Here is a 25797-nt window from a genome sequence, read left to right on the forward strand (position 1 = left end):
GTGCTGGGGGCGGGGGCCGGATTAAGCCCAAACACTCACCTTTTGTTAAACCTTAGAGCCGAAATGACAGTGAGCAGCCAAACCAGTAAACAGAGGAGGGCAAGTATCGGGAACAAGCTAATCTCAAACATAGAACGGCCAAGACTGGTCTGAACGGCTATTACCAAAATGGCAATCAGCCAAGCTATACAACCTGTATGCAGGAGCAGACGCTGTTTGCCGGACCCTAGATTCGAATGTTCCAGCAGCCAGGCGGGTAACAGCAGGGTTTGGAGCGAATGGAGGCCAATTCCATGTAGTACAATATAATTGCCTCCAGCTCCGATAAAACGTCCTTGTAAGCTCATCATGATCAGTCCGGCCAGATTAGCTATAAATACCGCCAGCAAGGCATAACGGATACCGTTGATTAGTACAGGGCGCGATGAGGGAGTCTTCATTTTCAGAAATTGGACAGCCAGCAGGATACCCCCGATGACAAAAGAAAGAGATACGACGCCAAATAAAGCTCCCCCAAGGGTATCCACTAGGCCGCCGGCTTTAGAGAAACGGGGATTGAAGCCCCGGAAATTCTGCAGGGTTTCAATTACATAGCTGTATGAAGCAGCAGCAATAAAAAGCCGGCGAATCACTTTTCTCATGCGAGTGGTAAAGCCTGCAAAGGGTAAGATCGCAGCAATGGATAACAGAAAAATTCCTAAGGCTGCTGCAAACGAGAATACATTTTCTATATTACCCTCCGGTAGAACAACTGCTCCTTGAAAGAACATAAAGACAGCAGCACATCCCGCAATAACAAACCCGAGCCCTCCAAGCATAACGAGTCCTTTTTCACGCCTATAAATAGATACGGCAGATGTCATCAACTCGTTGAACATAGTATGCAAGATTAGCTCACTCCCTTGTTTATTTATCGATTAATAAATAATTATCCAAAATAATTGCAAGCAGTAACAGATAAGATCTATCCGCTTGCTGCTTGCATTTACTTCATCCTTCATTCTTTAGTCATCAGTATGGATTGTTTTATTTCTGACAGATCAAGCACCTCGGATAACGTGACTAGCAGCCCTATGCTCATAAAGCGGATTGCATTTCCTTCCGCATCAGGTACCCCGGCTTTCTGAAATTTGGCAGTCACTTCGTCAAAAATAGTCGTATAGAGCTTAGCAGAATGTTGTTTGATCCCAGCTTCCGATATGGTGTAAGCCTGCATGACCATGAGTACTTCGGAACGATGTGTCTCCATTAAGTTGAAAAAACTGGCGCCCATCGCGCCAACCAGCTGATCAGCAGGTGCCTCGACTTCCATGAAAGTGTTATGAATCCGATCGTAGGCACGTTTTAGCACAGCTATATATAAGTCTTCTTTATTGTCAAAAAAATGAAAGATATAGGGCTGTGTAACTCCCGCGGCTTTAGCTACCATTGCAGTTGTTGTCCTGTAGTAGTCATATTCTGCAAATAAGGTCAAGGCACTTTCCATAATTTTTTGCTTTTTATCTTCCTTTGCTGCCATTGCAATCAGTTCCATTCTTTTATTTATCGAGCGATAAATGAATCATATAAAAGTATGATTTGTCTGTCAATGCTCTGTGCTTTGATACAGCAATCCAATGGATTGACAATCAGCTTTTTGGCGAGAAACTTTGTCGGGTCTGCTCGTCCCTTTAGTGTGTCAGATGATGCTAAGAACAGGGTGTTAAAGTCTAAGAACAAGGCCCGATTTTAGCACCCTTTGAAGGAAACTCTCCGAGGAGTGCGTTATTATGACCTGTATCGGTCATTACAGTCACGTAAGCCACTATCACTATCAGGAAATTGGTCTTTGAATTTTTTTGCTCCCGCTCAGAAAAGTGAGTATAATAAAATTAGGAAAAAGAAGCATTTTATAGTTGAATCTTTTCCTTCACAGACCTTATCAATTTGTTCAACATGTTGGTGAATATAATGTTTTAAAGTAGGAAATAATTATGGGTATAGAAAGGGCGGGGTAATATGTTAAAAAAAATATATTTAATAGCCTTTGCAGTGACTATTATTTCAGGAGTGGTATTAATATCGAATTCAAAAGCAGACACCTATCCAGAAATGGAAACCGTAAATAAGACAGCTAAAAATCCTGTTAACACTAATTTTTCAACAAATAACGTGAAATCCGTGAAGTCCGATGAATCCGAAGAACCAGTAAAAAACGTAGAATCCGTAGAATCAAAAATCGCCAAAGGGGATTCTAGTAAATTCTATACGCCTCATGGTATGTTCGTGCGAGCAGATGAACAAAGTATCTTTAAGGAATCAGAGATAGCAAAAACTATAGATGAAATCGGGCCTAATACGAATCAACTAATTTTTGAAGGCAAGTTTTTTTTAAAAGTAGATGAAGCAGAATTTTCTAAAAATTATCCCAATTCGTTGCTCTTAGGTAAAACCTTGAATGATGAAAACCCGACAGATACTGATATTCCATCAAGTTCATCAAAATAGTAATTTCATTTCATAAAGAAGGAGCCATTGTTTTCGACAATGGCTCCTTCTTGGCCTTCTTGTTTTACTTAATCATTGATTGATCCGTATCCACTAGCATTTATAACTCCAATATTTTTTATTTCCAAAGCATAAGTTCCCGCTTGAACATTCTCCCAAGTTAATGTTCTAGTAGCACTATTATAGTTACCAGCGATTGATACACTATTTTTTTCAGAAGCTCTCAAAATATACTGAATAGATACAGTCCCGTCACCATAAGAGGGATACTGGGCAAGTTTTACCGTTATATTTCCGTAAGAGTAATGGTTGAACCAATCCAGCGTTGTATAGTCGGTAGATGAAAGAGGCCCAAAGGTATAGTTTTGCAATAAAGCGAATGGTGTCACGATTGCGTTCGTATTTTCTTCTGTAGAATTTGTAGTAACAACTACCGAACTAACTGCATACGACGTGCTGCTAGTTTCTACTACCGGGTCAGCAGCATAAGTGCTTGGAACAACAATAAATGTCAGTAAAGAAGCCGTTGTTAGCAGAGACACTGCCAGTTTTTTAAGTTTCATTACAAAATTCCTCCCATTAAATAGATGTAATTGCACCACTAATCTATCATATCCATTTTATGTTAGTAAATAGGACTTTTTTTGTATTTTTAAAAAAATTAGGTAGAAACAAAAAGTAAAATGTTGGATTTTGTGATTTATTTAATTTCATGCTTTAAAATAGATACGGCAGATGTCATCAACCCATTGAAAATAGTATGCAAGATTAGATTATTCTATTTAATTTATTTATAGATAAATAAATATTATAAGTGCAACCAGTAACAGATAGATTTATCCGTTTGCTACTTGCACGTCCTTCAATCTTTAGTCGTTTGTATGGATTATTTTATTTCTGGTAAATCAAGCACCTCGGATAACGTGACTAGTAGCCCCATGCTCATAAAACGGATCACATTTACTTCCGCATTAGGTAACGCGGCTTTCTGAAATTTAGGTAAAGTCACTTTCCATAATTTTTTGCTTTTTATCTAGGAAGGTGGCTGAAAAATACTTTGAAGCACCTTCAAGGCTGTGCGCAACTCGCTGGGGCTTCGATCAATCAGTAGCGCAATGATGGAAGACAACTGCTCGTTATTAGGTTGGTCTACCAAGAGCATGGAGAATAGATCTGTTTGGCATGCATCCGCTATTCGATGCAGAGAGCGGACGGTGACATTACGTTCCCCTCGCTCGATGGCTCCGATGGTCGTGTGGCTGGTCCCGACCAACTCAGCTAATTGTTCTTGAGTCAAGTTTTGACTGAGTCTGCATTGGCGTACCAGTTGTCCGATGCGTACTAATGTAAGGGAGTAATCCACCATGTATTCATTCCTTTCAGAAGACTGCTTGACTAAAAGTGTAGGTAAGAAAGGGATAAATAGGCAGACGGATATATGGTTGAAATCAGGAGAAAAATACACTTTATATGATTGAATTGATTTTATAAGATGTATATACTAATAGTTATCATTCATATAACATGTACCAGCGAGCGGCAATCCTATGTTCCTTCTGATGATTGAGTTTTCTTTAACAAATCACCCTGGTTTTTGGTAGTTTTAATCATTTAAATAGTCACCAAATTGCATTGTTGACCACCGTTCGATTAAGAACTACTATAATTATTATGAACATCCTAAAATATGGGTCTTCCATGAAAGGGGATTGTGTCTATTTGGATGTAGAACAATCAATACGTCAGATTTTGTTGAACTACATGCGGAGCAAGAAGATGAACTACGCTCAATTTTCTGCATTCTCTGGAATTAATTCTGGATCACTTAGCCGGATACTCCAGGGGAGCAGGCCAATCTCCGTTAGGCAGTTAGAATTAATTACAGGTGCGTTGGGATTAGAGGAGGTCGCTCTGTTTGATTTATATGTAGAAGAGTGCTTTGCTTTTTTCGTATCGATGCGTAGAATACGTCCGTTTATTATCAAGTGTGCAGTTCTAGGGCGTCTGGATTGTATTGAGCGGATTGTCACGCGGTTACTTGACAATTTGTCTTATGTTCCAGCGCTATTTGATGTTGCTGAAGAACTGTTTGCCAGTAAGTATCATCAAGCAGCAGCACTGCTCTATGATAATGTGAGTAAAGCTGAAAAATTTCAGCATTCCGAGCGGTTGGCGTTTTGCCGTTATCGCTTATTTTTAGTTGAGCTAGGTAATGATTTGGAAAAAAACTATAGAGCAGCGATGGTATTTGAAGATTACGTGAATCGATTGCATGAAGCCGATCAGTTGGAAGCACTAAAGTGCCTTATTGATGTGCTGGTTACTGTACATAAGTGGAAAAGGGTAGATGAATTAGCTGAAGAAATGCTTCGGATTTCTCAAATTCAGTATGACTTACACAACGTTAGAGAAAGTGAAAAGAAGTCTGAACGACCAATCTACTTCTACATCCTTTATGCTTGGCTGGTTCGTTCCGCTGTATGCGAAGAATATAAGGATTACACTGGAGCATTGAAATATGTCGCTTTATATTCAGCAGGGAAGTCTTGGATACGTGAAGATGACGAGGAAGCTATATTCCTTATGAATCAATTCGTTGAGTGGGGTAAAGCCAATACATATCTGTATCGAATATGGTCTGGTGAAGCTGAAGCAATATATGATTATGCTAATTTTGTGGCCGATCATCCGGAAGAAATCTTTGTTGCTTTGAGCAACATTGTTCAAGCGGCTAATCAATTTGGTTTCGACATTGATGACATATTGGAGCGGTTTAAGGCATATATTCCATTTCAAGCTATAGAGGGTCAGTACGGCCAATATAACAAAACAATTTTAGGAGAAAAGTTTGCTCAGTTTTTAAGTGACTTGGGTGTCTATAAATTCAATAAAAGCCCGGAAAATCCGGACAATGCAATTAATCTTATATTAGAAGGATTGGATTTTTCTGTTAATATAAAAAGTGTACGGAATATGATCACCTGTATGACTCTTTTTGAACAATATCGTGATTATGCGGATCAAGAAGCGAAAAGGATATTTAAAAAACTTGTGAGTGAGGTGCATCGAATCAATGCGGAAAAAAACATGGTTCCTCTTAGTTTCGTTTAGTTGTCTTGTTGCTACTGTGGCTCCTGTTATGACTACATTAACCACAATGGGGCATGGCGTTGGTTGGGGCTAAGATATTACAACTTCATCGGTTTGCACGAAAAAGCTTTCCCTTGAGGGAAAGCTTTTTCGTATATTAAGGCGGCAATTTAAATTTGTTGCAACCAATATTAACAATAAATGGACAGTTGTCATCTAAGTGCCGTGCAATTATTTGACATAAAAACCTAAAATATCACAGAAAGGAGATGTTGCTTTACGATGCAAAAAAGCATGCTCATACAGTTACGGATTGAACGTGCCAGGAATCGCCTTCATGCTCTTACAACAAAGCACGAGAATTTTCAGCATCCGGCTGTAATCAAACAATCGATGGTATTGGATGAATTGATTAATCAGTACAATTCGATAGGTGAGCAAATGAAAAAGCCGATTGGGTGAACAATCGACTTTGGGCGAGAAACTTTGTCGGGTTCGCTCGCCCTTTCAGTGTATCAGATGATTCCGAAAAACGGGATAGTAAAGGGCAGGAATAAGGCCGATTTTAGTGCCCTTTGGAGGTAACTCTCTGAGGGGTGCTTTTTTGTCAAGGTAGTACAGATTATCTGAGCCAACTTTAGCAAGCAAAAAACGCCCATAAACCCGCTTTTAAAAATAATTCTCCATTCATCATAAACACTACTTCATCTGTCGTAGTAATTGTGCTACACTGAATTTAATTACTACGACAGATGAAGTATAGGAGGCAGGCAATTGATCAGCAGTGATGTGATTAGGGGATACAACGACACGATGATCCTCTACATGCTTCTGGACGGGGAGTCTTACGGCTATGAGATTTCCAAGAACATACGGAAGCTATCGGAAGAGAAATACATTATGAAGGAAACCACACTCTATTCGGCATTCACCCGGCTGGAGAAGAACGGTTATATTGATTCCTTTTATCTGGATGAGACGTTTGGCAAAAGACGCACCTACTACCGCATCACTCCGCAGGGTCTTGCCTACTACCGGGCCAAATGCGAGGAATGGCAGATCACGCAGGAAGTTATCAACAAATTCATAAAGGAGCTGTGAGGAACTTGGATACCATCATTGGATACTTGAACAATATGTTCGGATCTCTGCCCAAAACGGAACAGATGGCGATGCTGAAGCAGGAGCTGCTTGGCAACATGGAGGAGAAATACTATGAACTGAAGCATGAAGGGAAGTCGGAGAACGAGGCGGTGGGCATCGTCATATCCGAATTCGGCAACATTGATGAGCTGGTCAGCGAGCTGGGGCTTGGAGAAGTGCGTAAGGAGGAAGGTTTATCTATGCTGCCCATGCTGGATGAGCTTGCTGTAGAGGGATTTATCGCTGCCAAAAAAAGATCCGGCTTGCTCGTAGGTTGGGGTGTTGGGCTAATTATGCTGGGTGCTGCTCTGCTTATCCTGATCTCAGGTCTGGGGGAGAACGGGTTCATGGGAAATGTATTCTCTGAAGATGCTATGAGCATGATCGGGCTGATCCCCCTGTTACTGCTGCTCGGTCCGGCTATCGCATTATTTATCTACAGCGGTACGAAGATGGAGAAATACAAATACATGGAGTCGGGTTTCAGTCTGCCGTATCCGCTGGAGGCGTATATTGAGCAGAGACAGTCCGCTTTTGCCGCCACCTATACGCTGTCGCTTATCATGGGTGTTTGTTTATGCGTATTGTCGCCGATTGCCATCTTTGTATCTTCCGCGTTTGGAGATGAATACATTTCCTACGGGGTAGCTGTTCTATTGATTATAGTGGCTGTAGCCGTTTTCCTCTTCGTGTATTACGGGAATATCCGGGGGACTTATCAGAGACTGCTGAAGACCGGCGATTTCAGTGAGGAGAAGCAGGAGGAGAAGAAGGAGGAGGATCGGATTGTCGGTGCGGTTGCCGCTATTATCTGGCCGCTGGTTACCTGTGTTTTTCTGGTCAGCGGTTTCGTGTTCGACCAGTGGGAGATCAATTGGATCGTCTTCCCGTTAACGGGCATTCTGTTCGGGGTGTTCAGCTCGGTCTACAATATGTTCAAGAAAAAAGATGCTGCCTGAGTCTGCTGTACATTATTTGCCACACAACGTTAATAAAAAAGGTGACATTGCTCATGTTCCCTCCCTGCGGATAGATGGTAATATGAAGGCATTTATTCCCCTTATGATAACCGTGCAAGAGCCTGTACCGGGGTGATTTGAAGCCCCGTTATAGCCTCTTGCTTCGCTGCTTTACAGTGACAGAATAACGGACGGTGACAGAAGAATGTGTTTCTTTTTGGAGCCGGGTGTGGGCATGAATGCCGTCTATTACCTTTCGGCGGCCAATCAGAGAGACTCGGAGGATGACAGGGATGGGTAAAACAACCGGATTTATAGAATATCAGCGGCGGACGCCTGCTGAATGCGAGCCAATGGAGCGGATTAAGAACTGGAATGAATTCTCGGTTCCGATGGAGGAAGAACAGCTGCGTGAGCAGGGTGCCCGCTGTATGGATTGCGGGACACCGTTCTGTCATGTGGGGCGTATGTTGTCAGGGATGGCGAGCGGCTGTCCGCTGCATAATCTGATTCCAGAGTGGAATGACATGGTGTACCGCGGGAACTGGCAGGTCGCGCTGAAGCGCCTGCATAAGACGAATAACTTCCCGGAATTCACGGGACGCGTCTGCCCTGCGCCATGCGAAGGCTCTTGTACAGTAGGGAAGAACGGCGATTCGGTAACGATTAAATCGATCGAAAAAGCGATTGTAGATAGAGGGTTCGCTGAAGGCTGGATCGTTCCTGAGCCGCCGCTTACCCGTACGGGCAAGAAGGTGGCTGTCGTAGGCTCCGGCCCTGCCGGGCTGGCCTGTGCCGCCCAGCTGAACAAGGCGGGACACAGTGTAACGGTGTATGAGCGGGCGGACCGGATCGGCGGTCTGCTGACCTATGGCATTCCAAACATGAAGCTGGATAAAAAGAAGGTACAGCGCCGGGTGGATCTGCTGGCGGCGGAGGGCGTTACCTTCGTCACCCGGACTGAGATCGGTAGAGACATTACTGCTGCGCAGCTCCAGGAGGAGAACGATGCAGTGGTTCTCTGCGGCGGATCGACCAAAGCGCGCGACCTGCCGCTGGAAGGCCGGGAGCTGCGCGGTATCCATCAGGCGATGGAGTTCCTGACGCTGAACACGAAGAGCTTGCTGGATTCTGAACTGGCGGATGGAGAGTATCTGTCGGCGGCGGGCAAAGATGTGGTCGTTATCGGCGGCGGAGATACGGGGACGGACTGTGTAGCCACTTCGATCCGCCACGGCTGCCGCAGCGTGATCCAGCTGGAGATTATGCCGCAGTCGCCATTGACCCGCCAGCCGGGCAATCCTTGGCCGGAATGGCCGAAGGTGCTGAAGGTGGACTACGGACAGCAGGAGGCTGCTTCTCTATATGAGGAAGATCCGCGCCGCTATCTGGTGAACACCAAGCGCTTCATCGGCGATGCAAGCGGACATGTACAGGAGCTGCACACGGTGCGTATTGAATGGAAGCGCACAGAGGACGGACGGATGGCCCCTGTAGAAGTGCCGGGCAGCGAGGAGGTCATTCGAGCGCAGCTGGTGCTGCTGGCTCTGGGCTTCACTGGACCGGAGGAGACAGTGCTGGGAGAGCTTGGCGTGGAGCGCGATGAGCGTTCCAACGTTAAGGCAGAGTTCGGCGCGCAGGCAACGAATGTGGAGGGAGTCTTCACGGCAGGTGACATGCGGCGCGGCCAGAGTCTGGTGGTCTGGGCGATTAACGAGGGCCGCCAGGCTGCCCGCGAGGTAGACCGCTTCCTGATGGGCTCGTCCAATCTGCCTTGAGGCATGACGGAGTAAGGGGAGAGAGTTTGAGTTTGGCGCTCGCTCCATTATGAGACGTCATGTTAAGGAACGCCTGATACGGCGTGTTCTGCCAAGCGATGTCTGCCAAGAGACGCCCTCACGGGCGTCTTGCTTTGCGTTCACCCGCCCCGGCTGATCATCTATAATAGGATGCAGGTGTGGCGTTCAGTGTTCGCATCTAATGTTGCACATAATGCAATTTCTACCTGGCAATATGCGGGCTTTACGCGGTATTGTTGCACAGAATGCAGGATTCAGCCTGCTATTTCGCCCGGAGGAGAAGGAATACTGCCTTTTATACAACAATTGTGGATTGGGACTGGAGTGCTGAGCGGAATGTTGCATTTTGGGCAGGATTTTGGCTGAGAGTCTTAGCTGGAGTGGCACAAGGCGTTATAGTAGAAGTTAGTGTATAAGCAGCAGTCAGGCATTAAACTATACCAATAAACTATACCAACAGAAAGGAAGCACTCACATGAAGCTGATGTTTATTTCCGATATTCACGGATCCCTGTACTGGCTGGAGCAGGCGCTGGCGAAGGCGGAGGAGGAGGAGCCGCACACGCTGGTCATTCTGGGGGATTTCCTGTATCACGGACCTAGGAATCCGCTGCCGGAGGGGTACAACCCGCAGGGGGTCGCCGATAAGCTGAATGCCTACAGCCAATCGGGCAAATCGCTGGCGGCGGTAAGAGGTAACTGTGACGCCGAGGTGGATCAGATGCTGCTGCAGTTCCCGATGATGGGCGATTATGTGCTAATTCTGCACGAGGGCCGCAAGATCTATGCGACGCACGGGCACGGATTCAGCATCGACCACTTACCGGCGCTATCCCCGCAGGATGTGTTCATTCAGGGGCATACGCATCTGCCGGTGGCAGAGGTGAAGGACGGCATTACTGTGCTCAACCCCGGATCGATTGCGCTGCCGAAGGAGAACAACCCGAACTCCTACGGCGTTCTGGAGAATGGGGAATTTCTCATTAAGGACTTCAGTGGCAATATCATCAAGCAGATCGGGTTGTAACAAGTCAGCTTCACACTCTAATCCCTCTGGATATTTCCAGAGGGATTATTGCTGCGCGGCAATTGAGCCTGCCGGCATATTCATGTATGATGGGTGAGGAGCTTGCGGGCAGATCCCCGGCTTCAAAAACTAAACAGCAGAGGTAACTAAATGATGCATCCACGTGATTTACACTATACAATGCCGGCCGAATGGGCCAAGCATGAACGGACCTTCATTTCCTGGCCGGTGAAGGACTCTATGGTACACCCTGATAATCATGAAGCGGTTAGTAGGGGCTATGCTGAGATTATCCGGGCGATTGCCGAATTCGAGCCGGTGACGGTTATCGTCAATCCGGATGAGCTGGATACGGTAGAGAAGCTGGCGCTTGGGGACAATGTAACGCTGCTCCCCATCCGGCACAACGATGCCTGGCTGCGGGACAACGGACCGACCTTCCTCACGGGTCCTGACGGGAAGCTGGCCGGGGTCAACTGGAAATTCAATGCCTGGGGCGGCAAATACTCGCCTTGGGATCTCGATGATGAGGTAGCTCCCCGGATACTGAAGCACCTGGAGGTCAGCGCGTTCGATGCTCCGCTGGTGATGGAGGGCGGCTCCATTCATACGGATGGCGAGGGCACCCTGCTAACCACGGAGGAATGTCTGCTCAATACGAACCGTAATCCTGAGCTAAGCCGCGAAGAGATTGCCGGTTATGTCAAGCAATATACCGGGACGGAGTCCATCATCTGGCTGAAGCGCGGCCTCAGCGGGGATGAGACGGACGGGCATGTCGATAACATCGCCTGCTTCGCGGCACCGGGCAAGGTGATTATTCAGGTCTGCGAGGACCCGCAGGATGAGAATTATGCGATTACGCAGGAGAATCTGCGCATCCTGGAGCAGGCCGTCGATGCCAAAGGCCGGAAGCTGGAGATTATCCGTATTCAGCAGCCGCCCCGCGTGGACTTCGAGGGCAGCCGCCTGACGCTGAGTTATCTGAACTTTTATTTTGTGAACGGCGGTATTATCCTGCCCGTCTTCGGCGGTACGGCGGCTGAGACGGACAAGCTTGCCGAGGAGAAGCTGGCCGGGCTGTTCCAAGGCCGCAGAATCCGCACGGTGAACGGAATGGCCGTGATCGGCGAAGGCGGGAACGTGCATTGCACCACCCAGCAGATGCCTGCGGTGAATTAGACTATACAAGGAGGAACAACCATGAGACAAGTAAAAGTAGCCGCGACGCAAATGAGCTGTTCCGGCGACATTGATGAGAATATCCGCAAGGCGGAGACTCTGGTTAGAGAGGCGGCAGCCCAAGGCGCGCAGATTATTCTGCTGCAGGAGCTGTTCGAGACGCCGTATTTCTGCCAGAAGGAGAAGTCGGATTACTATGCCTATGCTACGGAGCTTGAGCAGAACAAGGCGGTGAACCACTTCAAGGCCATCGCCAAGGAGCTTGAGGTGGTGCTGCCGATCAGCTTTTATGAGAAGAAGAATTATGCGCGGTACAACTCGCTGGCGGTCATTGATGCGGACGGAACCGTGATGGGCAAATACCGCAAGAGCCATATTCCTGACGGTCCGGGCTATGAAGAGAAGTTCTACTTTAACCCGGGCGATACCGGCTTCAAGGTGTGGAATACCCGCTATGCCAAAATCGGAGTCGGCGTATGCTGGGACCAATGGTACCCGGAAGCTGCCCGGGTGATGAGCCTGATGGGTGCGGAGATTCTGTTCTATCCTACAGCCATCGGCTCGGAGCCGCAGGACGGGTCAATCGATTCCAAGGATCACTGGCAGACCTGCATGCTGGGTCATGCTGCCGCTAACCTGATTCCTGTCGTGGCCTCCAACCGGATCGGCAAGGAGACTGACGAGGATTCCAGCATTGATTTCTACGGCTCGTCGTTCATCGCTGGTCCGCAGGGCAACAAGATTGTCGAAGCCGGACGGGATGAGCAGACCGTGCTGGTCAGCGAATTCGACCTGGATGCGCTTGAGGTAGGCCGGATTGAATGGGGGATCTTCCGTGACCGCCGTCCGGAGCTGTACCGGATGATTGCTTCCTATGATGGCGATCTGACCTTCTAACTTATGCGCTAATATGTATAGACCATTAAGCAGCCAGAAGCTGCCGGAGCTCTCTCCGGGGCATTTTGGCTGCTTTTTTTGCATGAGATGTTACAATATATCGATAATAATGTCATATTATATTACACGAAAGGATAAAGTTAATTGTCATCACTACTTTAATCTGATAAAATCTCCTTAAGTTATTTTACAAATAAGTAGGGGGATTGGAGAATGGGAATCCGGAAAAAATGGGCGATGTCAGGTATGGTGGCACTCCTGGTCTTGGCAATGGCGGGTTGTAGCTCTGGTAATGATGCGAAAGGCGGCAGTGCGGACGGGAAAAGCCTCAAAATCGCTACCGATGCCAGCTATGCACCAATGGAGTATATGGATACCGATACGATCAAGGGCTTTGACATTGATTTCATTAAGGCTGTGATGGCGGAGGCCGGCATTGATTACACGGTCACCAACACAGGCTGGGATACCATGCTGACCAGTGTGAAGCAGGGCACTGAATATCAGGCGGGTGTATCCTCGGTATCAATTACAGATGAGCGCAAGGAAACCTATGACTACTCTATCCCTTATTTCGAATCTACGAACATGATCATGGTGAAGGAAGGCAGCGATATCAAATCCGCCCTGGACCTGAAGGGGAAGAAGGTTGCGGTTCAGGCAGCCACGACAGCCGATGAGCTGATGAGCGGCATTATGGGCGTCGACAACGGTAAGCTGAAGCGGTTCGACAGCAATGCGGTAGCGCTGATGGAGCTGAACGGCGGCGGGGCGGATGCGGTGGTCGCGGATATCGCCATCGTGAACGAATACATCAAGAACAATCCGAAGGAGAAGCTGACCGGCATTATCGACAAGGAGAATTTCGGCTCCGAGTACTACGGCATCCTGTATCCGAAGGGCAGTGAATGGAAGGCGAAGCTGGACCCGGCGATCAAGAAGGTCATCGAGAACGGCAAATATGCGGAGATCTACAAGGAATGGTTCGGCGAAGAGCCGGACACGGCGGCGCTTATGAACGCGAAGTAGTATGAGGGCCAGCAACAATTAAGCATGCGTAATGATTGCTATTGCGCGTGCTTCTTTTTTTTAGCAAGCCACAAGCAGAAGAGAAGGGAAGAATTCTATGGATTTCAGATTCGACATCATCATTCATTATTTACCGGTTCTGCTAAAAGGGACCTTGTTCACCATCGGCGTATCGCTGGTCTCCATCCTGTGCGGCTCCCTGCTGGGGCTGATTATCGGCTTCGGTAAAATGGCGCCCAGATGGTATTTCCGCTGGCCGTTCCATGCCTATATCAACATCTTCCGCGGTACGCCGCTCTATGTGCAGATTCTGATCGTCCACTTCGGGCTGATCCCGTTGTTCTACGGCAAAACCTATGCGCTGATGAGCGCATTCGTGGCGCTGTCGCTCAATTCCGCTGCCTATTCTGCGGAGATCTTCCGCGCCGGTATCCAGTCCATCGACCCCGGTCAGCGGGAAGCGGCCCTATCCCTTGGAATGACCCGGCAGCAGGCAATGCGCTTCATTATTCTGCCCCAGGCCATCAAACGGATGGTTCCCGCCTTCGGGAATGAATTCATTGTGCTGGTTAAGGATTCCTCGCTGCTGGCGCTGATTGCCGCCCCTGAGATTATGTACTGGAGCAATACCATGAAAGGCCAATACCTGCGGATCTGGGAGCCGTATCTGACCGCTGCACTGATCTACTTCATTCTTACTTATTCGCTCAGCAAGCTGCTTAATTATATCGAACGGAAGGTGTAGCCCCTATGGAACCGGTTATTTCAGTCAAGCATCTGCACAAATCATTCGGTGCCCATCAGGTACTGACGGATATCAGCGTCGATATTCACAGCCGGGAGGTTGTGGTTGTCATCGGGCCTTCGGGCTCCGGCAAATCGACCTTTCTGCGCTGCCTTAATCTGCTGGAGCAGCCGCAAGCGGGCAATATTATGATTGAAGGCACTTCCTTGATGGCCAAAAGCACAAGGATTAACGATATCCGTACCGAGGTGGGGATGGTCTTTCAGCAGTTTAATCTGTTTCCGCACCGTAAGGTGATCGAGAACATCATGCTGGCCCCGATGAAGGTGCGGAAATGGACGGAGGATCAAGCGAGGCAGAAGGCGCTGGAGTTGCTGCAGAAGGTAGGGCTTAGCGAGAAGGCGGAGATGTATCCGGCCTCGCTCTCCGGCGGTCAGGCCCAGCGGGTGGCGATTGCCCGGGCACTGGCGATGGAGCCGAAGATCATGCTGTTCGACGAGCCGACCTCGGCCCTGGACCCCGAGATGGTGGGCGAGGTGCTGGCGGTTATGAAGGAGCTAGCAAGTGAGGGGATGACCATGGTCGTGGTGACTCATGAGATGGGCTTCGCCCGTGAGGTGGGGGACCGGGTGCTTTTTATGGAGCAAGGGGCCATAGTGGAGCAGGGTGCACCGGAGCAGCTGTTCGGCAGCCCGTCGCATGAGCGTACACGGGAGTTTCTGTCCAAGGTGCTGTAAGAATCGCCCAAAGTAGAATATTGTTATTTAATCGGTTATATTAGAAGAGTAAGAAATAGGCAATAAGTCCAAGCGTGAATAGCTGCCCAGGGTGGCGGGGAGGAGGCTCGGCGATATCTTTTTTTAAAGTATAAGGATGACAGCGGTTCTGCATAATGATTTATCCTTATATTTCCGGCAGAAAAGGATAGGGTGCTTAATAAGACGGCATAGGCTTTCTGCTGGTCATAATTCCATAATGATAGAAGGAGAATACGATGAGCACATTCAAGAATTGGCTGAATACCACCAAAAACGGACTGACGGATCAAGTGAAGAAATTTAAAAATAAAGACTTTATGAACGCGGTGGTGGCGGGCTGCGCGCTGGTCGCTGCTGCTGACGGCAAGATTGAGGAAGCTGAGAAGAACAAAATGGCGGGATATATGAATCTCAGCAATGAACTCAAGGTATTTGACATGAGGGACGTCATTGCCCAGTTCAATTACTATGTAAGCAACTTCGAATTCTCGCCGGAGATCGGTAAGCAGGAAGCGCTGAAGGCTATCGGTAAGTTTAACGGCAAACCGGAGGTTGGACGGTTAATCGTGGGCGTATGCTCGGCGATTGGTGCAGCAGACGGTGACTTCGACGAGCATGAGAAGGCAGTTGTGCGGAATATCTGCAGCGTACTGGGACTTAGCCCAAGCGAATTCAGCCTGTAAGTACAGGCTGGATTTCATTTGCTAATTACTGAAACTTTAGGCGATGGACCGCCGTATCACTGATGTAACACCCGCAAGCACACTTCTATCTGGAAACGGAGGTACTTCAAGTTGGCTGGAATTAATCTGGTAAAAGGTCAGAAGATCGATTTAACCAAAGGCAATGCCGGACTGTCTAACGTAATCGTAGGACTGGGCTGGGACCCTGCCGAACCGGCAAGGGGATTCTTTGGGGTTAAAAAACAGGCGAATGTTGACTGCGATGCTTCAGCGCTGCTGCTGAATGAGAACGGCAAGCTGACGAACAAGCTGAACCTTGTCTGCTTTCACAACAAACAGAATGCGAATAACTCTGTAGTCCACTCGGGGGATAATCTGACGGGTGAGGGCGACGGGGACGACGAACAGATCATGGTGAATCTGAAGCAGATTCCTGCCGATGTCCATAAGGTCCTTGTTGTAGTTAACATCTACGATGCGGTGAACCGCAAGCAGGATTTCGGAATGATCAAATCTGCGTATATCCGCATTATTAATGCGGCAGGGAATGCAGAATTGGTTAAGTTTAATCTAACAGACAATTATACAGGCTTCACGGCACTGATCTGCGGTGAGCTGTACCGTCATGGCGAAGAGTGGAAATTCGCAGCCATCGGTGAAGCGGCCCACGCCGCGCATATCAATCAGCTGGCAGAACGCTATATCTAAATCCAATTTGAGAAAAGAGGGCTCTATTCATGGCTATTAACTTATCCAAGGGACAAAAAATTGATTTAACCAAAACAAATCCAGGCTTGTCCAAAATCACAGTCGGTCTCGGATGGGATACGAATAAATATGATGGCGGTAAGGACTTTGACCTTGACGTTTCCGTGTTCCTGACGAATGCGAACGGTAAAGTCGATAAAGAAACCAACTTCATTTTCTTCAACAACAAGCAGAACGAGAACGCTTCTGTTGTTCACACCGGCGATAACCGTACCGGGGAAGGCGACGGAGACGATGAGCAGGTTCAAGTCGATTTGCTTAATGTTCCTGCAGATGTGGACAAGATTGCCTTCACCATTACCATCTATGAAGCAGAATCCAGAAGCCAGAACTTCGGACAAGTCTCCCGTTCTTATGTACGTATCGTCAACGATGCGAACAGTGAGGAACTGATCCGCTTTGACCTGGGTGAAGATTTCTCCGTTGAAACAGGCGTAGTTGTAGGCGAATTGTACCGTAACGGCGCAGAATGGAAATTCAACGCGATTGGCAGCGGCTACAAGGACGGTCTCTCCGGCTTGACCCGTGATTACGGTCTGCAATAAGACTCTGACATTACGGGAATTAAATCTGTAAGGAAAGAGGGTTTTTGACAGTGACGATCAGTCTTTCCAAAGGACAGCGGATTGATCTTACCAAGACCAATCCGGGTCTGACCAAAGTAGTTGTAGGACTGGGCTGGGATACAAACAAGTACAGCGGCGGCAAGGATTTCGACCTCGATGCATCAGCATTCCTGCTGCATGAGGACGGCAAAGCCAAAAGCGAAAATGACTTTGTATTCTATAACAATCCGAGCGGCGGTACAGGCTCTGTAACCCATACAGGGGACAATCGCACAGGTGAAGGCGACGGGGATGATGAGCAGATCGTCGTAGACTTCAGTCTGGTGCCTGCCAATATTCAGCGGATCGGGATTACGGTCACGATCTATGATTATGAGGCCCGGGCGCAGAACTTCGGACAAGTCTCCAACGCTTTCGTCCGTGTAGTTGATGCATCCAGTGACCGTGAGATTCTGCGGTTCGATCTGGGCGAGGATTTCTCCACCGAGACGGCTGTGGTCTTCTGTGAATTCTACCGCCAGGGGGCGGATTGGAAATTCCAGGCGATTGGCAGCGGCTTCGCTGGCGGACTAAGCGCATTATGCAAAAACTACGGGCTGGACGCGCAATAAGAGCTTCAAAGGCGGGATCATCATCGATCCTGCCCTTTTTATACACAAAATCTGATAAGTTGCGCTCTTATCCATGTATAAAGGTGGCGTAAGAATGAATACAGAAGTAGTCAAAGGACAGAAAGCAGATCTGACCAAAGGGAACCCGGGGCTCCGCAGCATTACGGTTGAGATCGGGTGGAAAGCTCCGTCTTCCATGGATATTGATGCTTCCGCATTCCTGCTTGGAGCTGGCGGTAAAGTGAGCAGTGATGACGATCTGATCTTTTACAATAACCCGTCTACTCCCTTTATCACCTATAAAGATGTACCGGGTACAGCTTCGGGCGGACTGAAGCAGTTCGAGGTCTCGCTGGAGCGGATTCCGGCAAACATAGTGAAGATTGCCTTCACGCTTACTCTGTATGACGGAGAAAACCGCAAGCAGATGTTCGGACAAATGAGTGAAGCGGAGTGCCGGATCGTGAATCAGGCGACAGGTGCGCAGCTTCTGCGGTGTAACCTTGGAAATCAGTTCTCTGTGGAAACGGCTGTTGTAGTTGGAGAATTATATAGACATGGTGAAGAATGGAAATACAGTGCGATTGTTGCGGGCTTCTCGGGCGGGCTTAAGGCGCTCTGCGGCAACTATGGCATAGAAGTAGAGGACGAGCCTGCACCGGCAGCGAAGCCGCCGGAACAGACGCCGCCGGCACGCCCGCCGCTTCAAGTGCCGCCGCCCCGCGCAGAGTCATCCAGACCGAATATTGTGATTCCGCCACCGCCTGCACCGGCACCCCCTAAGCAGGAGGCAGCTCCCGCACCGGCGCTGAATCTCAATCTGAAGAAGATTGAGCTGAAGAAGAAGGGTGATTCGATTAACCTGAAGAAATCCGCCTCCGGCCTGGGTGAGCTGCTCATTAACCTGAACTGGAATCAGAAGCAGGGCGGAGGGCTGTTCAGCCGTAACAAGGGCGGGGTAGATCTCGATCTGGCTTGTCTGTATGAGCTGAAGAACGGCAGCAAAGGCGTGGTGCAGGCTCTGGGCAATGCGTTCGGCAACCTCCAGCAGCCGCCTTACATCATGCTTGATGGAGATGACCGGACCGGCTCCGTAACATCCGGCGAGAATCTGCGTATAAACGGAAGTAAGGTAGCCCAGATCGAACGGATTCTGGTGTTTGCCTTTATTTACAAAGGAGTTACCAACTGGTCTGAGGCGGATGGGGTGGTTACCCTGAAGCAGGATGGAGGACCGGATATTATCGTGAATCTGGACGAGCATAACAACCGTAAAGGCATGTGCGCCATCGCGCTGATCCGGAATGTGGATAACGAGACCTTCAGTATTGAACGACTCGTGCAATATTTCAGCGGTCACCGGGAGATGGATGAGGCTTATGGCTGGGGGCTTCGCTGGGTAGCGGGAAGTAAATAATTTGATATTACCGGAGGCGCAAGTGGAATGGACTGGTTCAGTGATTTTTTTAGGAGTATCGGTGAGAATTATGGGCATTTCTTCTCATGGAGTGATATTGCAGGAACGCTCTCCGACCCTGTCAGCTGGGGAATAATCGGAAGCCTGATTCTGCTGGAGGGTCTGTTGTCTGCTGATAACGCGCTTGTACTGGCGGTCATGGTTAAGCACCTGCCGAAAGAGCAGCAGCGTAAGGCTTTGTTCTACGGGATACTCGGCGCTTATTTATTTAGATTCCTGGCGATTGGTCTGGGGACCTATCTCGTCAAATTTACGCTGGTTAAGGTGCTTGGAGCCTTGTATCTCTTCTACATTGCCTACAAAGGGTTGTTCAAGGGCAGCGGTGAAGATGGCGAGATTAAGAATAAAGGCGCATCCTTCTGGAAGACGGTACTCCTCGTTGAATTAATGGATATTGCCTTCAGTATTGACAGCGTGGTAGCCGCATTTGGTCTTAGCAGTGAAGTATGGGTACTCTTCCTGGGCGGTATTCTCGGCGTGCTGATGATGCGCGGAGTGGCACAGGTGTTCCTCAAGCTGATTGCCAGATATCCTGAATTGGAACAGACAGCATTCCTGCTTATTGCACTGATTGCCGGTAAAATGCTTGCCGGAGCCTTCGGCTATGAATTGCCGCATGTAATTTTCTTCGGTATTCTAATTGCGGTGTTTGCAGGTACTATCGTGTACAGCGCAAGCAAACGCAAGAAGGCTGAGAACCACAAGGCCTGATGGTTGTGCGTGCTTCATCTTTTTATCCTTTATAGCTGTGCAGGAAGGCGCGGGGTTCACGGGAAGGGTGGACTCCGGCACGCCTTTCGGGTAATCGTAACAGGTTTATAGCATGGCCTTTGCTTGGGTTCTAAGCAAGCCGGATACCGTCCCCGAGAGGACGGCATAGCTGGTTCTGCTCGCAGCCAAAGGCCATTTGGATTGTGCTGGCACAACATTAAGGGGGAAGGGCCTTGAGATATTTCGATTACCTCACACAAGAACAGGAAGCCTCATTATTCCATGTTCCGCCGGTTTCATTTGATCATACTACCCGCAAGGATTTACTGGCTTATGCCGTCGGAGCAGCCCTTTATATGCCGGCCACCCGTGCCAGTGTTGCCGAAGATATTATTAAGCTGAGAGCCTCGGGGCTTATCACGGTAATCATAGATTTGGAGGATGCCATCGGGGACGGTGAAGTGGATTATGCCGAAGAATCCATCGTCAGGCATCTGGCATTTCTGTCCGCTTATGCGGAGAATGAGCCGGACCAGCGCGGCAGTCTTCCGCTGCTGTTCATCCGCGTACGTAACCCTGCACAGCTGCGGGATCTGATCTTTCGGCTGGGATCATTAATCACCATGCTGACCGGCTTCGTCTTCCCCAAGTTCTCCGTAGAGAACGGTACGGATTATTTCGAGGCCATTGCCGATTACAATGACACACGCAGCTATTCAGCCCCGGTGCTGTACGGGATGCCGATTCTGGAGAATGCACCGATCATCTACCGGGAGAGCCGGATGGACACTCTGCTTGGGGTCCGGGATCTGCTGGGGCAATACCGCGAGTATGTGCTGAATGTCCGGATTGGGGCTACAGACTTCTCCAGTCTGTTCGGATTGCGGCGCAGCCCGGATATCAGCATCTATGACCTGACGCCGATCCGCGACTGCATGTCGGATATCATTAACGTATTTGGCCGTGTGGAGGAAGGATACGTGATCTCGGGTCCTGTGTGGGAGTATTTTGCCAGCAAAGGACACCGGGTCCTCCGCCCGCAGCTGCGGGAGACGCCCTTCGAGGATACCTACGGCAAGCATGGCCGCGAGATGCGCAACAGCTTCATTTCAAGCTCGATGGACGGGCTGATCCGGGAAGTAATTCTGGACAAGGAGAACGGCATTGTGGGCAAAACCATTATCCACCCTTCCCACCTCAGACCTGTGCAGGCGATGTATACCGTAATGCATGAAGAGTATGTGGATGCCTTAAGTATTGTAGACAGCAACGATGGCAGCCGCGGCGTGTTCAAGAGTGAATACTATAATAAAATGAATGAAATCAAGCCTCATTTGAACTGGGCCAGACGAATTTTATTACGATCTCAAATATACGGGGTGTTACATGAACAACAGCATTTTGTCGGATTACTGCCCGAGAACGAATACACACACGTTTAATATCGTCGAGAATCTGCAGGTTACGGTAACAGAAACCTCCAATCCTTTTCATATGCCTGTGGAGTCCTTGTTCTCCATGGCTGCACGAATCAATAAGAAGCGCTCCTTCCTGTTCGTCAGCAAAGTGCTTGGCAAGCACATTCCCGTAGGGCCCTATACCCCGCTGCTTAGCGGAGCGGCACTCGCCTTGCTCCTGTATCTGGAGATGAGTGGGGATACCGCTGACCGGGAGGTTATGGACCCGCTGATGAACCAGGCCGTTCATGGCCTGATCCATCCTGAGTATGCGGAAGAAGCTTATCATGCGCTGCTTGCTGCACGTCTGGCTCTGCCTGAGCCGGTTCTGTTTATCGGGTTCGCCGAAACCGCTACCGCCCTGGGCCACAGCATGTATAATGCATTCGCCGGCGGCGCGTCTTATATTCATACCACGCGCGAGATGATTCCTGAGCTGGAATCGGTGGTGACCTTCGTGGAGGAGCATTCCCATGCGATGGACCACCTCTGTTACGCGCTGGATGCCAGCCTGCTGTCAGGGACTGAACCGGTCATCCTGGTGGATGATGAGATTACCACCGGCAATACGGCGGTCAACATCATCCGGGACATTCAGTCGAAATTCCCGCGCCGCGAATATGTAGTGGCTTCGCTCCTCGACTGGCGGAGCGAGGCGAATATTCAGGCGAACCGTGAGCTGGAGCAGGAGCTGGGGATACGGATTACCGCTCTATCCCTGCTGCAGGGAAGCATTAAGGTTGAGGGGGTTCCGCTGCTGCAGCCTGCAGCTGATAACGGAGCCGCTGCTACCACAGGTGCAGAGCTTGTAACTACTTATGTGCGGGACGGCCTGGAGCGGCTGCCTGTAACCTCTGTGGATGCACAAGGCGTGATCAATCCGGCGGCATATCTGAAGCTCAGCGGCCGCTTTGGCCTGAAATCTGAGGATAATGTGCAGCTTGATGCCGGTGTAAGCCGCGTGGCCGAGCAGCTCCGGAGCTTGCGGGAAGGCGCCCGTGCCCTGGTGATGGGAGTAGGCGAGTTCATGTATCTGCCGATGCGGATTGCGGCGGAGATGGGTGAAGGCGTGTCTCATCAGTCCTCCACCCGCAGTCCGATCCATCCCGAGCGGCGTGCGGATTACGGCGTGCACAGCGCGTCCGCGTATCCATCCGCAGGGGATACGGAGATCTTGAATTTCATCTATAATGTTGAACCTGGACAGTATGATGATATCTTCGTCCTGCTGGAGCGAGAGGTGCCCCGGCAGCGGATTGCGCCGATGACGGATATTTTACAGAGGCTGGCGGGCAATAAGGTACATCTTGTTGTGCTCAGCTCAGAACCAGATACGGGAGGCTCAGGGCTATGAAGGGAATAGATATCGAAGCCATTCACAATAGAACAATATCCCCTCCGGTGGCACTGGGCAGCTATCCTGCTTCCGACGTTACCTTCCTGCTCAAGGATCTAAGCAATGTATCCCTGGAGCGGGGAACAGCCGAGCGGGAGGAAGCGATCCAGTCCGGTGTGCATTATTCGGAGATGCTTCCGGTGGAGTACCAGCCGACAGAGCAGTATATCGAATTGTTTCATGAGACGCTGCAGCAGACCGCGAAGAAGGTGGCGCTGGCTGTAGCTGTGGTGTCTGAGATGATTGTAGCCCGGCGGGGAACGGCGAATACGGTGCTGGTCTCTTTGGCGAGAGCGGGCACACCTATCGGGGTGCTGATCAAACGTTATATTCTTGAGAAATATGGAGCGGATCTGCCGCATTACAGCATCTCGATTATCCGCGGCAAGGGGATTGATGAGAATGCGGTGCTCTATATGCTACAGCAGCATGGACAGGATGCCGAACTGCAATTCATCGATGGCTGGACCGGCAAGGGGGCCATCCGGCAGGTGCTGATAGAGGCCTGTGAGAGTATGCATAAGAAATATGGCATTACGCTAAATGATGATCTGGCGGTACTCGCAGATCCCGGGCACTGCTCGGGAACCTACGGCACCCGGGAGGATTATCTGATTCCAAGCGCCTGCCTGAACTCCACGGTGTCCGGCCTGATGAGCCGTACAGTGCTCCGTGATGATCTGATCGGGCCAGAGGAATTCCACGGGGCCAAATTCTACAAGGAATGGCTGGACAGTGATCTGTCCAACGTATTCGTTGAAGCGATTACCCCGTATTTCGCGGAAGTAGCAGCAGAGGCACTTGCGCAGGCTGCGGAGATGCTGGAGCATCCGCCGGAGATTACCTGGCAGGGGCTGGCCGATATCCGCAGTATCCAGGATACCTTCGGCATCGATAATATCAATCTGGTGAAGCCAGGAGTGGGGGAGACGACACGTGTGCTGCTGCGGAGAGTGCCCTGGAGAATCCTTGTTGACAGGCTGGACAATCCCAACCTGCGGCATATTCTGCTGCTGGCGGAGGACCGGGGCGTGCCGGTAGAGGTCTATCCCGGGCTGACCTACTCCTGCTGCGGAATCATCAAGCCGCTGAAAGGGGAGAGTGAATGATCTACGCCAGCGATCTGGACCGCACGCTGATCTACTCTCTTAGCGCGATAGGCGTTCCTGAGGATACCCCGGGTCTGGTTCCGGCAGAGGTTGTTGACGGCAAGGTGGTATCGTATATCTCACAGCAGGCTCTGGCTACACTGAAAGAGCTGGCGGCGAAGATCGTCTTCATGCCGGTGACTACACGTACCATTGCCCAGTACCGGCGGATTAACCTGTTCCAGGAGACGGTCATTCCGGATTATGCCATTACCAGCAATGGCGGCAATATTCTTGTGAACGGGATAGTGGACCAGGATTGGCGGACGGCTGTCGGCAGAGCGGTGGAACGCGGCTCCGCTGCGGCGGAAGAGGCCGAGAGCATCGTGCGTGCTGTTGTCCGGGAAGAATGGATCATTAGCCGGCGGTACTGCGATGAGCTGTTCTATACGTTCGTGGTTCACCGGGATTCGCTGCCGCTTGAGGAGGTTGCCCGGATGTCTCAACGGCTGGGTGAGCTTGGCTGGAGAGTATCCCTGCAGGGGCGCAAGCTCTATATCGTGCCGGAGGCGGTGAACAAAAGCGATGCCATTCTTCATGTCCGCCGCACCGTGCATTCAGAGCCGATGGTCGCCTCCGGTGACTCTCTTCTGGACAAGAGCCTGCTCGCCGCCGCCGACTATGCCATAGCTCCCTGCCACGGAGAAATATTTGCCGAGCAGCAGGCGGGTTTAGTACACTTAGAGTATCCGTTTACTAAGCGGCCGGGGGTATTTGCCGCGGATGAGATTATGCAGTATGTTCACAGGATTTATACACATTTGACAGCATTGGGAGTTGGACCGCCACCATGAAAAAGGTAAATATATATTTCAACCGCTGGTTCTCTGTTGCCTATCACTATATGAATCTCATCCGGAGCAACGAAGACGGGATTCCGGTGCAAATCTTCGCCACCCACCCGGATATCCACCATATGTCGCTGCAAGGCGCGGATGTGGCCGGAACCGAGCCGGCGCTCGAAGGCATTGAATATGTGCAGTTCTGTGTTGATTTTTGCCGCCGGAACGAGATAGATATCTTCATCCCCCGGCTGCATATGCTCGATATCGCGCTGCATGCTTCGCTGTTCGATGAGATCGGAACGAAGGTGCTGGTCTGCCGTGATCTGGATCTGCTGGAGATGATCATGGACAAAGGCAAGTTCTATGAGAGCGTGAAGACCACCGGGATTATGACGATTCCTGATTATCATGTGGTTAGTAATGCGGAGCAGTTCAGGGAAGCTTATGAAGATCTCGCAGCCAAAGGACACAAGGTCTGCTTCAAGCCTACCGAGACGGAGGGCGGACTCGGATTCCGGATCATAGATAATGACCGCAGTCCCGTGGAGGAGCTGTTCGGCCATGTGACTCCGCTGATCTCCTTCGAGGAGGCTTACCGCATCCTTGATGAAGCCGGAAGCTTCCCTAACCTGATGGTGATGGAGCTGCTGGAGGGATATGAATATAGTATTGATTGCTTGTCAGATGAGAAGGGCAGGCTGCTGGCCGCAGTTCCCCGCCGTAAGGCAGGCGGCCGCCTGCGGTTGATGGAGTATATCCCGGAGCTTGCGGAGGTGGCCCGCAGGGTGGCTGAGACGTACCGGATTCCGTTCAATTTCAATATCCAGATGAAATACAGCGGTGGCGTCCCCAAGCTGCTGGAGATTAACCCGCGGATGTCCGGCGGCCTGCATATCTCCTGTCTGTCCGGAATCAATTTCCCTTATCTTGCTGTCAAAAGCGCGCTCGGCGGCGAGGTTCTGCCTGCATCGTTCAAGCATAACGTCCTGGCCAGCCATGTCGAGCAGCCGCTGATCATGAGAATAAACGGAGAATCCGTCATTACGGATTCCGTGAATTGAGCGTGTAGCATTCACGCT

At 49.8% G+C, this 25797-nt stretch carries 27 protein-coding genes; 23 read left to right on the plus strand and 4 right to left on the minus strand.

Annotated elements, in window-relative coordinates:
• Positions 1 to 35: 35 nt before the first annotated feature.
• Positions 36 to 878, minus strand: a complete 843-nt coding sequence (locus tag J2Z70_RS20425) for a hypothetical protein (protein ID WP_245368385.1) — start codon at positions 876 to 878, stop codon at positions 36 to 38.
• A gap of 119 nt (positions 879 to 997) precedes the next feature.
• Positions 998 to 1519: a TetR/AcrR family transcriptional regulator gene (locus J2Z70_RS20430; RefSeq protein WP_209876284.1), complete on the minus strand. Its 522-nt coding sequence runs from the start codon at positions 1517 to 1519 to the stop codon at positions 998 to 1000.
• 479 nt (positions 1520 to 1998) lie between these two features.
• On the opposite strand from J2Z70_RS20430, the gene J2Z70_RS20435 reads away from it, so the two are divergent.
• The gene (locus J2Z70_RS20435; RefSeq protein ID WP_209876286.1) at positions 1999 to 2487 is read left to right on the plus strand and encodes a hypothetical protein; all 489 of its coding nucleotides are present in this window, start codon (positions 1999 to 2001) and stop codon (positions 2485 to 2487) included.
• A gap of 68 nt (positions 2488 to 2555) precedes the next feature.
• On the opposite strand, the gene J2Z70_RS20440 is transcribed toward J2Z70_RS20435, so the two are convergent.
• Both J2Z70_RS20440 and J2Z70_RS34015 read right to left on the minus strand, forming a co-directional pair.
• Positions 2556 to 3050 carry a hypothetical protein gene (locus J2Z70_RS20440; RefSeq protein WP_209876288.1) on the minus strand — a complete coding sequence of 165 codons (495 nt, stop codon included), beginning with the start codon at positions 3048 to 3050 and terminating at the stop codon, positions 2556 to 2558.
• A 470-nt stretch (positions 3051 to 3520) separates the two neighbouring features.
• A complete protein-coding gene (locus J2Z70_RS34015; RefSeq protein WP_209876290.1) occupies positions 3521 to 3853 on the minus strand; it encodes a helix-turn-helix domain-containing protein in 333 nt (110 codons plus the stop codon).
• Positions 3854 to 4206: 353 nt separating this feature from the next.
• On the opposite strand from J2Z70_RS34015, the gene J2Z70_RS20450 reads away from it, so the two are divergent.
• The 22 genes from J2Z70_RS20450 (at position 4207) to J2Z70_RS20555 (ending at position 25779) form a co-directional block, all read left to right on the plus strand.
• The gene (locus tag J2Z70_RS20450) at positions 4207 to 5598 is read left to right on the plus strand and encodes a helix-turn-helix domain-containing protein (protein ID WP_209876292.1); all 1392 of its coding nucleotides are present in this window, start codon (positions 4207 to 4209) and stop codon (positions 5596 to 5598) included.
• 273 nt (positions 5599 to 5871) lie between these two features.
• Positions 5872 to 6039, plus strand: coding sequence for an aspartyl-phosphate phosphatase Spo0E family protein (locus J2Z70_RS20455; RefSeq protein WP_245368397.1), 168 nt, complete (start codon positions 5872 to 5874; stop codon positions 6037 to 6039).
• Positions 6040 to 6351: 312 nt separating this feature from the next.
• A complete protein-coding gene (locus J2Z70_RS20460) occupies positions 6352 to 6678 on the plus strand; it encodes a PadR family transcriptional regulator (protein WP_036723569.1) in 327 nt (108 codons plus the stop codon).
• A 5-nt stretch (positions 6679 to 6683) separates the two neighbouring features.
• A complete protein-coding gene (locus J2Z70_RS20465) occupies positions 6684 to 7679 on the plus strand; it encodes a permease prefix domain 1-containing protein (protein WP_209876296.1) in 996 nt (331 codons plus the stop codon).
• Positions 7680 to 7972: 293 nt separating this feature from the next.
• On the plus strand, positions 7973 to 9457 hold the full coding sequence (locus J2Z70_RS20470; protein ID WP_036723565.1) for a glutamate synthase subunit beta: 1485 nt from the start codon (positions 7973 to 7975) through the stop codon (positions 9455 to 9457).
• Between the two features lie 496 nt (positions 9458 to 9953).
• Complete coding sequence (gene yfcE / locus J2Z70_RS20475; RefSeq protein ID WP_209876298.1) at positions 9954 to 10505, plus strand: phosphodiesterase; 552 nt, start codon at positions 9954 to 9956, stop codon at positions 10503 to 10505.
• A 153-nt stretch (positions 10506 to 10658) separates the two neighbouring features.
• A complete protein-coding gene (locus J2Z70_RS20480) occupies positions 10659 to 11687 on the plus strand; it encodes an agmatine deiminase family protein (RefSeq protein WP_209876357.1) in 1029 nt (342 codons plus the stop codon).
• A 21-nt stretch (positions 11688 to 11708) separates the two neighbouring features.
• Positions 11709 to 12584, plus strand: a complete 876-nt coding sequence (gene aguB / locus J2Z70_RS20485; RefSeq protein ID WP_036695594.1) for an N-carbamoylputrescine amidase — start codon at positions 11709 to 11711, stop codon at positions 12582 to 12584.
• A 213-nt stretch (positions 12585 to 12797) separates the two neighbouring features.
• Entirely contained in the window at positions 12798 to 13613 is an 816-nt protein-coding gene (locus tag J2Z70_RS20490; protein ID WP_209876300.1) for a transporter substrate-binding domain-containing protein, read from the plus strand.
• 97 nt (positions 13614 to 13710) lie between these two features.
• Entirely contained in the window at positions 13711 to 14358 is a 648-nt protein-coding gene (locus J2Z70_RS20495; protein WP_209876303.1) for an amino acid ABC transporter permease, read from the plus strand.
• Between the two features lie 5 nt (positions 14359 to 14363).
• On the plus strand, positions 14364 to 15095 hold the full coding sequence (locus J2Z70_RS20500; RefSeq protein ID WP_209876305.1) for an amino acid ABC transporter ATP-binding protein: 732 nt from the start codon (positions 14364 to 14366) through the stop codon (positions 15093 to 15095).
• A 257-nt stretch (positions 15096 to 15352) separates the two neighbouring features.
• Positions 15353 to 15799 (plus strand): tellurite resistance TerB family protein, encoded by a 447-nt coding sequence (locus J2Z70_RS20505; protein WP_209876307.1) that lies wholly within the window; start codon positions 15353 to 15355, stop codon positions 15797 to 15799.
• Between the two features lie 111 nt (positions 15800 to 15910).
• Positions 15911 to 16507 (plus strand): TerD family protein, encoded by a 597-nt coding sequence (locus J2Z70_RS20510; RefSeq protein WP_209876309.1) that lies wholly within the window; start codon positions 15911 to 15913, stop codon positions 16505 to 16507.
• Between the two features lie 29 nt (positions 16508 to 16536).
• On the plus strand, positions 16537 to 17112 hold the full coding sequence (locus J2Z70_RS20515) for a TerD family protein (protein WP_209876311.1): 576 nt from the start codon (positions 16537 to 16539) through the stop codon (positions 17110 to 17112).
• Between the two features lie 50 nt (positions 17113 to 17162).
• A complete protein-coding gene (locus J2Z70_RS20520; RefSeq protein WP_036723550.1) occupies positions 17163 to 17744 on the plus strand; it encodes a TerD family protein in 582 nt (193 codons plus the stop codon).
• A gap of 94 nt (positions 17745 to 17838) precedes the next feature.
• A complete protein-coding gene (locus J2Z70_RS20525) occupies positions 17839 to 19161 on the plus strand; it encodes a TerD family protein (protein WP_209876313.1) in 1323 nt (440 codons plus the stop codon).
• Positions 19162 to 19188: 27 nt separating this feature from the next.
• A complete protein-coding gene (locus J2Z70_RS20530; RefSeq protein WP_036695602.1) occupies positions 19189 to 19932 on the plus strand; it encodes a TerC family protein in 744 nt (247 codons plus the stop codon).
• Between the two features lie 233 nt (positions 19933 to 20165).
• The gene (locus J2Z70_RS20535; protein WP_051477877.1) at positions 20166 to 21374 is read left to right on the plus strand and encodes an HpcH/HpaI aldolase/citrate lyase family protein; all 1209 of its coding nucleotides are present in this window, start codon (positions 20166 to 20168) and stop codon (positions 21372 to 21374) included.
• 76 nt (positions 21375 to 21450) lie between these two features.
• Positions 21451 to 22743 (plus strand): phosphoribosyltransferase family protein, encoded by a 1293-nt coding sequence (locus J2Z70_RS20540; protein ID WP_209876359.1) that lies wholly within the window; start codon positions 21451 to 21453, stop codon positions 22741 to 22743.
• On the plus strand, positions 22740 to 23894 hold the full coding sequence (locus tag J2Z70_RS20545) for a cysteine protease StiP family protein (protein WP_209876316.1): 1155 nt from the start codon (positions 22740 to 22742) through the stop codon (positions 23892 to 23894). Before J2Z70_RS20540 ends, J2Z70_RS20545 begins: the two co-directional genes overlap by 4 nt.
• The gene (locus J2Z70_RS20550; RefSeq protein ID WP_209876317.1) at positions 23891 to 24727 is read left to right on the plus strand and encodes an HAD family hydrolase; all 837 of its coding nucleotides are present in this window, start codon (positions 23891 to 23893) and stop codon (positions 24725 to 24727) included. The genes J2Z70_RS20545 and J2Z70_RS20550 overlap by 4 nt, the downstream gene beginning before the upstream one ends.
• Positions 24724 to 25779 carry an ATP-grasp domain-containing protein gene (locus tag J2Z70_RS20555; RefSeq protein ID WP_209876319.1) on the plus strand — a complete coding sequence of 352 codons (1056 nt, stop codon included), beginning with the start codon at positions 24724 to 24726 and terminating at the stop codon, positions 25777 to 25779. Before J2Z70_RS20550 ends, J2Z70_RS20555 begins: the two co-directional genes overlap by 4 nt.
• Positions 25780 to 25797: the final 18 nt, after the last annotated feature.

This window comes from Paenibacillus silagei, from assembly GCF_017874735.1.
Lineage (GTDB): Bacteria > Bacillota > Bacilli > Paenibacillales > Paenibacillaceae > Paenibacillus_AQ > Paenibacillus_AQ silagei.